The 4345-nt window shown below is 41.1% G+C and carries 2 protein-coding genes and 1 pseudogene; 1 reads left to right on the top strand and 2 read right to left on the bottom strand.

The features are described 5' to 3' along the window. The first annotated feature begins 136 nt into the window (after positions 1–136). Positions 137–1153, top strand: coding sequence for an IS110 family RNA-guided transposase (locus AC4GME_RS15610; RefSeq protein ID WP_490379724.1), 1017 nt, complete (start codon positions 137–139; stop codon positions 1151–1153). A 540-nt stretch (positions 1154–1693) separates the two neighbouring features. On the opposite strand, the gene AC4GME_RS15605 is transcribed toward AC4GME_RS15610, so the two are convergent. Both AC4GME_RS15605 and ltrA read right to left on the bottom strand, forming a co-directional pair. Then, positions 1694–2584, bottom strand: coding sequence for a pseudouridine synthase (locus AC4GME_RS15605; RefSeq protein ID WP_490379723.1), 891 nt, complete (start codon positions 2582–2584; stop codon positions 1694–1696). Between the two features lie 274 nt (positions 2585–2858). Continuing rightward, positions 2859–4332: pseudogene (gene ltrA, locus AC4GME_RS15600) on the bottom strand (group II intron reverse transcriptase/maturase). Positions 4333–4345: the final 13 nt, after the last annotated feature.

Genomic DNA, 4345 nt, shown 5'->3' with positions numbered 1-4345 from the left:
GTTTTGAATTTTCATAAAAGTGGACAAAAGACACCGAGTCAAGATTAAAGACCTGATAATCATATAGTAAGTTCCTACGATTCACGTTCAAGCCTAGAGTGTATGTTGTATACATAGCTAAAACGAGGGCTTTAAAATGAAACTATATGGTGGCATTGATTTACATTCAAACAACAGTGTTTTTTCAATTAAAGATGAAACGGGTGATGTTATGGCTCGACGTAAATTACCTAACGATATAAAACAAATTTTTCTGTTTCTTGCTCCATTCAAGAAGCAATTAACAGGCTTAGTCGTTGAGTCTACGTTCAACTGGTATTGGCTGGTTGACGCCCTGAATGAAGCTAACTTCCAAGTACATCTCGCTAATACTGTAGCTATTCAGCAATACTCAGGTTTGAAATATGGGGATGATAAAACTGATGCTGATTGGCTTGCTGAAATGCTCCGATTAGGTGTATTACCTGAAGGTTATATTTACCCAAAAGAACAACGAACCGTCCGTGATTTAATGCGTAAACGTATGCAACTTGTTCAGCAAGCTACGCAGAATCTCTTGTCTATTCAGGGACTGTATATGCGTCATTTAAGCTATAAGATGAGTAATAATAAGATAAAGCAGTTAACACCAGAAGCAATAGAAAAGCATTTCCTATCAACCAACACTGCACAAGCAACAATTTGTAATCTGGTCGTGATGAAGTGTCTAAAAGAGCAAATCAAACTATTAGAAAAGATTGTATTAACACAAGTTAAATTAACTCAAGATTTTCAACAACTGATCACCATTGACGGTATTGGCAATATTCTCGCGCTCACTATCATGTTAGAAACGGGCGATATTAGCCGTTTCAATAAAGTTGGGAATTACGCTTCCTATTGCCGCTGTGTCAGTGGTGCTCGTTATAGCAATGGTAAAAAGAAAGGTAAAACCAATGCCAAAAATGGTAACAAATACTTAGCTTGGGCTTTTGTTGAAGCCGCCAATTTTGCCATTCGTTATAACAAAACCGTTAAAAGCTATTATCAACGAAAATTAGCTAAAACTAATCAAACGATTGCCATTAAAACAGTGGCACATAAATTAGCCAGAGCCTGTTTTTATGTGTTGCGAGATAAAGTACCGTTTGATGCAGAAAAAGCATTTTGTTAAGAATTTGGCATCGTTCATGAGTTACCCCGAGGGTTGGTATAACCATCAGACCTGATTGAGCCTTGAACGATACCATCTCATTTGTTGTAAAAAGATATGCCCAAGGTTAAAGCCACAACGGGTTGGACGGTTTGAATAAAACCGAGCCATAGATCTGTTAAGTTGCAGAAATAGCTGCAAAGAACTGGATTAACCTTGGCACTAAATAATTACTGAGGCTTATAAAGCCAAGAGCAGTAGCCATACAACATTGCATGACTACACCGCTTTAATTCAGATGGGTGACTGGTGCATATTGACACCAACATTGTGATTTTTAGGTGCGTATTAATAAGCAACAAATTAGCGGTTCATGTACGATTTAAACTTGGTTAAAAAAACATCCAAGGAAACTTGCATATCAGCTTGACCGGAACTAACTAATGGGTGACCCTCAAAACACTACTGTTGATTAAAGCAAAGCTTGGCTAAACTTTTACTGGGAAGACATCTAGCTTACTTCGAGAATGCATATGTTTGTCCGCCGTTGGTTGTTTTACCTCATTTCAGCGATAAGTTACGGTCATAACTAAAGCACCTTGGTTGCTGAGTCACTGGGTCAATAAATTGAAGCTCTTTTGCCAGTAACTGTAATGGTGTTGAATAGTTATCCGCAGATAGTGGCTGCAATTGCGGGTAGTATTTGTCATTTAGTATGGGCCAGCCTAGTGCCTGCATGTGAACACGTAATTGATGGGTTTTACCTGTAACGGGGTTTAATTCAAATAACGCCTTCTGAGTAGATTGTTGCACGCATCGAATCACTGAGTGGCTATTGGCTTCGCCCTCGGTCACACGCATGCAAAACCGTGGTTCGGATTGCACGATACGATTCTTCACTTCCCACTCCTGACCTATAAGGTTTTCACCATCACTAATTTTGGCAATTGCCTGGTAGGTTTTGTGTATTTGTCGTGTTTCAAATAAATGATGGTAACGATGACGGGTGTCTGGGTTAACAGAGAATACGACCAATCCAGCTGTCACTCTATCCAAGCGGTGCAACGCTTGTAGAGACTCAATACCAGTGCTGCGTCGTAAACGATTTTGCAAACATTCATTTACATATTTACCGCCGGGGATCACTGCTAGAAAGTGGGGTTTATAGGCCACTAAAATATGTTGATCCTGAAATATAATCGTTTCCCTGAAGGGGATGCAAGGCTCGTTTTCGACTTCCCTATAATAGTAGATCCGTTGCTGTGCTTTAAAAAGCGATTGTGTCGTTATCAGTGAACCGTCGTGGCGGTGTACCTTGCCATCGGCGATGCGCTGCCGCCAAATATGGGCATCAATATAAGGGAATTTAATGATCAGGTATTCCAACACTGTTGCAACGCCGGGGTTAGTCTGCGGTAAGCTCAGCTTTGAAGGGTGCTTCGAAATTATCATTTAGTGAACCAAATTTGTGACTATAACATGTGCTTATAGGCTGTGGGTTATCCGTTAAAGGTCTATTGTGTTGTGTCCAAGTGAAATTGGCCTCAATTTTGTAAGTTTATGACACGCTTTGCAGGCGTTAGCGAATTATCTGTCTAAGGCGCAAAGGGGCGGATAGACGACACCTGTTACCAGGTGTCGCCCTCCTAAGAACCGTACGTGCAACTTTCACTGCATACGGCTCAAGCCTCCACTAAGGCGTATTATGTTACCCAGAAACCTTACCTTACAAGGCAGCCAAGACCGGATTAAACCAAGTGTTTCTACATTCCTTTCCAAGTTTCCGCTTACTTAAGTAAGCTTCATATTGAGGATCGTAGGGGGTAGCCGCACCTCTGATTTTTACATGTCTTTTTATCGGGGTATGGGCAATTTGAACAAGGTTGAATAAACAATCCATGTTCGCTATTTTCTGCCAACCGTGAAATTGCCATTGGCCTTTACGATTCAGAAAATATTTCCGCGCTATCCAGTGTCTACTTTTGTTTGGATGACGCCTGATCGCCCACCTCCACAGCATCAGGAATATTTGATGGCCTACATAACCGAAGACTTGCTTTGCTACACAATGGCGATAATAGTTCGCCCATCCTCTCAGTTTGGGATTTATTATCTTGATGAGGTCATTCACTGGGATAGTTAGATGTTTTCTGATGAGTTCACGCATGTTTCTCAAAAATGACAGTACATTACTTTTACTCGGTTTAATGAGTAGTTTGCCGTTATACTTTCTGACATTGAATCCCAGAAAGTCAAAACCATCATTGATATGAGTAATATGCGTTTTCTCTTCAGAGAGTGTTAAGCCTCTTTCTTGTAGAAAGTGAATCAGTTGCGGTTTGATTTCATTGGTGAGCACTTCCTTTGAAGTGCCTGTAATCACGAAATCATCGGCGTAACCTATAAAATTGATCTTATTGCCAGTCTTACGAGCGATTGACTTAACCAGTTGTTCTAAACCAGCAAGCGTCAACAACATAAGCGTTGGGGAGATTATCCCACCTTGCGGCGTTCCTTCTGCCGTTTTATAGAATAATCCCTTATCGATAAAACCACACTTAAGCCATTGCTTCAGCATTCTTTTATCCAGCTGAATGTTATCGATTAGCCATTGATGACCAATCTTATCGAAGCAGGCTTTGATGTCGCCCTCAAGAACCCATTGTGCTGAGCCTTTTTTACACAGACACTTAAAGCACTGAGCTATAGCATCAGCGGTGCTACGGTTAGGTCGAAAACCATAGCTGTTTGGGTCGGCGATAGTCTCAGATACAGGATCCAAAGCAGTAAGATGTAACGCTTGTTGCGCTCTGTCTATCATGCATGGAATGCCTAAAGGTCTGAGCTTACCGTTTTTTTTTCGGGATATAGATACGCCTGAGCGGTTTGGCTTGGTAGCCTTTTCTACTCAGTTTATTAACCGCAGCCATACGACGGGCATCGGAGTTCCAGATGATGCCGTCAATTCCTGGTGTTTTACTGCCTTTGTTTTGTGATACTCGTTTAACAGCAAATAATTTTGCTGATTTCGAGTGAGTCAGTATCCATTGCAGAGCTTTTACTTTGCCTTGTTTACCTTCTCTGGTTGCTTTTGCAATGCGCATCTGAAGCTTTAATACTTGCTGCTCGACGGCTTTCCAGTTGATGGATTGCCATTGAGTGCCGTTAGAAGAGGCACTAACTTCATTGGAAGTTATCATTTGCGTTTCTCCT

The sequence above is a fragment of the Psychromonas sp. genome (genome assembly GCF_983033635.1).
The sequence above is the reverse complement of the archived record's forward strand: the minus strand, read 5'-3'. Positions and strand labels throughout refer to the sequence as shown.

Bases quoted from the DNA above. Each gene is read 5' to 3' on its own strand.
- AC4GME_RS15610 (WP_490379724.1), top strand. From the start codon at position 137: ATGAAACTATATGGTGGCATTGATTTACATTCAAACAACAGTGTTTTT.
- AC4GME_RS15605 (WP_490379723.1), bottom strand. From the start codon at position 2,584: ATGATAATTTCGAAGCACCCTTCAAAGCTGAGCTTACCGCAGACTAAC.